This window comes from Streptomyces calidiresistens (assembly GCF_014141525.1).
In the GTDB taxonomy this organism is placed as follows: Bacteria; Actinomycetota; Actinomycetes; order Streptomycetales; family Streptomycetaceae; genus Streptomyces; species Streptomyces calidiresistens.
Map to the genome: position 1 here is coordinate 1 of NZ_VKHS01000274.1, position 6,250 is coordinate 6,250.

A 6,250-nucleotide genomic window follows, 5' to 3' on the forward strand; every position below is an offset into this window, starting at 1 on the left:
GGGGGGAGGCGGGGTGGATCCGCTCCCCCGGCCTCCGCCGGCTCCCCGGCCGACCTCACGCGTCCCCGGGACCGGGACGGGGCGCCGGGCCGGGAGGCGCGGCGCGACCGGTGGCGTCCCGCACCACGGCGGCGCCGTCGCTGTCGGCATCCGCATCACCCGTTCGGGTGTGTTCCCCCTTCGCCGGACTCCCCGCCGGAACCTCCGCCGGGCCGCCCCCGGGAACGCGCTCGGGGGCACGCCCCGGGGCGCTCCCGTCGTCCCCGGCCGCCCCACGGGGGATCAGCCGTCCGGCCACCGGTATCGCGACCAGCGCGAGGAGCGTGGTGACGACGTACACCACCAGGAAGGCTCCGGGGGCGATCTGCGCGTCCGCCGCCCGCTCCCCCTCGGCCAGGGCCGCGGTGGAGCCGCCCAGCGCCGCGAACGCGCTGCCGACCACGGTGAGGGTCACCACGTTGGCCAGGGCGTCGCAGACCTGGAGGGAGGAGATGTTCCCGCCCACCTGCGCCGGCTCGGAGAAGCGCAGCACCAGCACCCCCACCGAGGAGATGATCAGGCCCATGCCGTAGCAGGCCAGCGCGAGGGTGATGACCGGCAGCCACACCGGCACGGTCTCCAGCAGCACCAGCGGCGTGGTGGCCACCCCCACCGGGACCAGGACGGTCCCCACCCTCATCAGCAGCAGCCGGTGCGGCTCGGCCGCCGGGCGGGACTGGGTGAAGGAGCCCAGTGCCCAGGTCAGGCCGCCGGCGGCGATCGCCAGACCGGCCTGGGTGTAGGAGAGTCCCCGCTGGGTGACCAACAGCAGCGGCACGAAGCTCTCGGCGGAGAGGAACGAGGCGGAGACCAGCCCGCGCAACAGGATCGCGGAGGGCATTCCGCGCGCCGAGCGGAAGGTGCCGGTGGGCAGCAGCCGCAGCGCCGAGGGGACCAGCAGCGCCGCGCCGATCACCGCCGGCACCAGGGACCACCAGCGCAACTCCTGCCCGCCGAACTGGAGCAGGGCGGCGCCGATCGCGATGGCACCGGCCAGCCGCAGCCCCCGGGCGTCGAACCGGCCCGGCGGCTCCCCCGGCGTGGGGCCGCTCGCCGCGCGGCGCATCGGCGGGAGCATCACCAGCAGCGGCAGCACGACCAGGACGGTGATGCCGAGGAAGACCCACCGCCAACCGAAGCGCTCGGTGACGGTGCCGGAGATGACCGGGCCGACCATCGAGGGGATCACCCAGGCGGAGGCGAAGGCGGCCAGCGCCGAGGGGCGCAGGTGGTCGGGGTAGGCACGGCGCACCACGACGTAGAGCGCCACGATGATCAGCCCCGAGCCGAAGCCCTGTCCGGCGCGGCCGAGGATGAGCATGAGCATCGTCTGTGCCCCGCCGGCCAGCAGCAGGCCGGTGCAGAAGATCGCGATGCCGGTGATCACGGGGGCGACCGGGCCGTTGCGGTCGCACCACTGGCCGGAGAGCACCATGCCCAGCAGGCTGGTGGTGAAGAAGGCGGCGAAGGCGAAGGCGTACAGACCCAGGCCGTCCAGTTGGGCCGCCGCCGCGGGCATCGCCGTGCCCACGGCCATCGCCTCGAAGGCGATCAGCAGGATGACGCTGACGCTGCCCAGGGTCAGCGCCCGGTACGGCGCGCTCAGCACCCCGCCCGGCGGGTGGTCCGGGACGGCGGTGCCGGGGTGGCCGGGGGTTCCGGCGGTACGGGCGGCGTCGGCGCCGGCCTCGACATGACTCATGAGGGACACCGTAAGGAGCAAAGGCCGGATTCGCCTATGGCCTTCGGTCGGGGATCGTCTCCTCCGCCGGTCCCGGGCCCCGTGCCCGCGGGTTCGGCGCCCCGCGGCGGCGCCGAACCCGCGGGCACGGGGCCCGGACGACGGACCACGAACGACGGACGGCCCGGCGGGCGGGGCCGGACCGCCCGCCCACCGGGGGCGGGCGTCAGCGCGCCACGGTGGCCTGCGGTCGGATCGGCAGCCGGTTGACCGGCCGCCCCGTCGCCGCCCGCACCGCCGAGGCGATCGCGGCGGGCGCCACCACCAGCGGCGCCGCGCTCGCCGACTTGGCGCCGAAGGGCGCCACCACGTCCCGTTCCTCGATCAACCGGACGATCCGGATGTCCGGGGTGTCCAGGCTGGTGGGCAGCGCGTAACCGGTCAGGTCCGGCCGGCGCACCACGCCCTTGACCACCCGCAGGTGCTCGGTGAGCGCCGCCCCGACGCCCTGGGTGAGGCCGGCCTCCAGCCGGGAGCGCAACCGGGCCGGGTTGAGGATCCGTCCGACGTCCTGGGCCAGGGCCAGCTCCACCACCCGCACCGACCCCAGCTCCACGTCCACGTCCACCACGGCGCGCAGGGCCGCGAAGGTCAGGCCGACGAAGGCGTCGCCCTGGCCGGCGCCGTCCAGCGGCTCGGTGGGGTGCGGGCGGCACTGCGCGGTGGCCCACAGCTCCTTGCCCTCCAGCGCCTCCGCGACGGTGGTGCTGAGCACGCCGTCGTAGGAGGTGATCTTGCCGTCCGCGATGCTCAGCAGTTCGGCGGACATCCCGAAGGTGGCGGCGAGGGGCTGGAGGAGCTGGGTGCGGACCATCTTGGCCGCCCGCTCCACCGCGCCGGCCGAGACCCAGGTGTGCCGGCCGCGCCCGCCGGGGCCGGCCGGGGGCTGGTCGGTGTCGACGGGGGCGACGTGCACCTCCTCGATGCCCAGCACCTCCTGCACGATCTGGCGGGCGAGGGTCGCGAAGCCCTGTCCGGTCTCGACCGCCGCGCACAGCACGGTGGCGACCGTCCCCTCCACCTTGACCGTGGCGGTGGAGACCTCGTCGGTGCCCTCGGCACCGAGCATGTGCACCATGCCCACGGCCCAGCCCACGCCCCGGCGCACCGCGCCCGGCTCGCCCGCGCCCTCGGGGCCGCCGGGCAGCAGCCACTCCTCCACCGGGGTGTCCCGGGGCAGCGGCGGCAGCGGGGCCTCGCGGACCGCCTCCAGCAGTTCGGCGACCGGCGCGGGGCAGGTCACGGCCTGGCCGGTGGGCAGCCGGTCGCCGGTGGCCAGCACGTTGCGGGCGCGCACCTCGGCGGGGTCCAGACCCAGCCGGGCGGCCAGCTTGTCCATCTGGCCCTCGTGGGCCGCGCACACCTGCAGGGCGCCCTCGCCGCGCAGGTGGCCGGCGGGCGGGTTGTTGGTGCGCACCACCCAGCCGTCGACGACGGCGTTGGGCACCTTGTAGGGGCCGGCGGCGAAGGCCACCGCGGCGGCGAGCGCCTCCGCGGAGTCGTCGGCGTAGGCGCCGCCGTCCATGAGGATCTGCGCCTCCACCTTGACCAGCCGGCCCTCGGCGTCGGCGTGGTGCCGGTAGCTGAGCATGGTGGGGTGGCGGTGGGCGTGGCCGAGGAAGGACTCCTGGCGCCCGGCGGCCAGTTTGACCGGGCTGCCGGTGCGCAGCGCCAGCAGGGCCAGCGGGAGTTGGAAGCCGAGGTCCTCGCGGTCGCCGAGGGCGCCGGGCACGCCGGTGACGCAGATCTTGACCAGGTCGGGGTCCAGGCCGAGGCAGGCGGCGAGCCGGTCGCGGTCGGTGTGCGGGTCGGTGGCGGCCGTGTACAGCTCGACGCCGCCGTCCAGGCGCGGCACCGCCAGTCCGGCCTCGGCGCCGATCGGCGCCGGGTCCTGCCGGCCGATCCGGTAGACGCCCTCGACGATGATCTCGCCGGTGACGGAGGGGTCGCCGTGGCGCAGCGGGATGTGGCGGATGAGGTTGCCGTCGGGGTGCAGCGGCTCGGACTCGAAGGCCTCGCCGGGGTCGGTGACCGGTTCGAGCACCTCGTACTCCACGGCGATGGCGGCGGCGGCCAGCCGGGCGGTGTCGGGGTGGTCGGCGGCGACGGCGGCGATCGGCTCGCCGTGGTGGCGGACCTCGTCGGAGGCCAGCGCGGGACGGTCGAGGACCCGCCGTCCGAGGAGGCGTTCGCCGGTGACGTCGCGGTGGGTGACCACGGCCCGGACGCCGGGCATCGCGGCGGCCCGCGAGGTGTCGATGTCCAGGATCCGGGCCCGGGGGTGCGGGGAGCGCAGGACGGTCGCCCACAGCAGTCCCTCGGCCCACAGGTCGGCGGTGTAGGGGTGGGTGCCGGCGGCCTTGGCGGCGGCGTCGGAGGGGGGTACCGGGGAGCCCAGCCCGTGCGGCGGGCCGCCGGTGGGCCGATCGGCGTCGTTCGGGCCGACGGGGGCGTCGGCGGGGGTGACGGTGATGGCCGACGCTCCGTCCTGCTGCCGGTTCACGCCTCGCCTCCCGGGGTGTTCGGGTCGGTCCGGTGCGCCCCGGGGGCGGCGCCGGGGTCGGTCTCCCACTCGTCGGCGGCCCGGCGGTCGGCCTCGGCCTCCAGTTCGGCCGTCCGGGCGGCGCGCTCGTCCACCAGTTCCTGGACGGCGTCGAGCACGCCCCGGTAGCCGGAGCAGCGGCAGAGGTTGCCGCACAGGGCCTGCCGGGTCTCCAACTCGGTGGGGGCGTGGTTGCCCTCCAGCAGGTCGTGCACGGTCATCGCCATGCCGGGGAGGCAGAAGCCGCACTGCACGTCGGTGCGGGCGAGCGCGCGCTGCACGTCGGAGGGCGAACCGTCGTGCTCGATCAGGCCCTCGACGGTGGTGATCCCGCAACCGGCGGCGGTGGCGGCGGGCACCAGGCAGGCGGCGACGAGCCGCCCGTCCAACTGGACGGAGCAGGCGCCGCACTCGCCCTGGGAGCAGCCGTCCTTGGCGCCGGCCAGCCCCAGCCGCTCGCGCAGCACGTACAGCAGGCTCTCCCCCTCCCACACGTCGTCCGCCACCCGTCGGCGGCCATTGACGGTACAGCTCAGGCGCACGGCGCGCCTCCTTCCGGTCGGGGCCCGGACGCGCCGGCGCGGTGGGCCTCCCAGCACCAGCCGAGGGTGCGGCGGGCCATCACCGCCACGGCGTGCCGCCGGTAGGCGGCGGTGCCGCGCACGTCGTCGATGGGGGAACAGGCCGCGGCCACCAGCTCGGCGAAGCGGCGGGCTGCGGCCGGGGGAATCGGATCGCGCCGCTCCCACAGGTCGCCGTCGGCGAGGACGCCCGCGATGTGCTCCTCCGCCTCCCGGGCCCGCACGGGGGTGGGGGCGGCGGAGCCGATGCCGACCCGGACGCCGCCGCGCCCCGGGTGCAGGGCGACGGCCACCGCGCACACGGCGATGACCATGGCGTTGCGCGGACCGACCTTGGAGAACTGCTGCGGGCCGGTCGCCCGCGGCACGCGCACCGAGCGGATCAGCTCGTCGGGGGCGAGGGCGTTGCGCTTGACGCCGAGGTAGAAGTCGTCGACGGGGATGTGTCGGGTACCGCGCACCGAGACCGCCTCCACCTCGGCGCCGGAGGCCAGCAGGGCGGGGTGGCAGTCCCCGGCGGGGGAGGCCGCGCCGAGGTTGCCGCCGACGCTTCCGCGGTTGCGGATCTGGGGGGAGCCGACGGTGCGGGCGGCCAGGGCCAGCCCGGGCAGTTCGGCACCCAGCTCGGCGACGACGCGCGTGTAGGGGACGGCGGCCCCCAGCCGCACCCGGCCGGCGGGGGCCCCGGGGGTTCCACCGTCGGCGGGCTCGCGCTCCACGGCGTGCAACTCGGTGATGCCGGACAGGTCGAGCAGCGCCTCCGGGCGGCGCCCGCCGTGGTTGATCTCCACCATCACGTCGGTGCCGCCCGCGATCGGCAGGGCGCCGGGGCGCTCGGCCCTCAGGGCCAGCGCCTCCCGCCAGTCGCCGGGGCGCAGGAAGTCCATGGTCACGCTCTCCCTCGTCCTGCCTCGTCCTGTCCCGTCCCGCCCGGTCCCGCCTCGTCCCGCCCGGTCCCGTTTCGTCGTCCGTCGGTCCGGGCCCGGGTCGATACCGGACGCCGAACCGTCGGATCCTCTCGCGAACCGCCGGTCCGGCCCCGGCGACGCCCCGAGGAACCCGGGGTGTTCCCCCGTGGTTTCCCCGAACCCCCTACCGCGGGGCCGTCCCGGCCGGATTCGCCCGGCGCACCGGGATTCCCCCGGACGGTGGTGCGGCACGGCTCCGCGCGCCCCCGATGGTTCGGGTACCCCCAGTACAGCGCCCGTCCGGACTCCGCGGGCAGACACCGAAGCACCCAAGTCGGTGTTACGTCCGAGGGCACCTCTTGTAGATTCGTACAAAGGCTTCCCGGGGAGGTCGTGGCGGCGGCCTCCCGGACCGGCTCCGCCCGGCCCCGCCCCGACC

3 protein-coding genes and 1 pseudogene are annotated in these 6,250 nt (G+C 76.4%); all 4 read right to left on the reverse strand.

What is annotated here, in order from left to right:
• Nucleotides 1-55 precede the first annotated feature (55 nt).
• Complete coding sequence (locus FOE67_RS13075) at nucleotides 56-1,741, reverse strand: MFS transporter (RefSeq protein WP_182663801.1); 1,686 nt, start codon at nucleotides 1,739-1,741, stop codon at nucleotides 56-58.
• Nucleotides 1,742-1,946: 205 nt separating this feature from the next.
• On the reverse strand, nucleotides 1,947-4,283 hold the full coding sequence (locus tag FOE67_RS13080; RefSeq protein ID WP_182663803.1) for a molybdopterin cofactor-binding domain-containing protein: 2,337 nt from the start codon (nucleotides 4,281-4,283) through the stop codon (nucleotides 1,947-1,949).
• A pseudogene (locus FOE67_RS13085) lies at nucleotides 4,280-4,846 on the reverse strand ((2Fe-2S)-binding protein); the annotation flags it as partial. The gene FOE67_RS13080 and the pseudogene FOE67_RS13085, both read right to left, overlap by 4 nt.
• Before the next feature lie 8 nt (nucleotides 4,847-4,854).
• Nucleotides 4,855-5,790, reverse strand: a complete 936-nt coding sequence (locus tag FOE67_RS13090) for an FAD binding domain-containing protein (RefSeq protein ID WP_182663805.1) — start codon at nucleotides 5,788-5,790, stop codon at nucleotides 4,855-4,857.
• Between the last annotated feature and the right edge of the window lie 460 nt (nucleotides 5,791-6,250).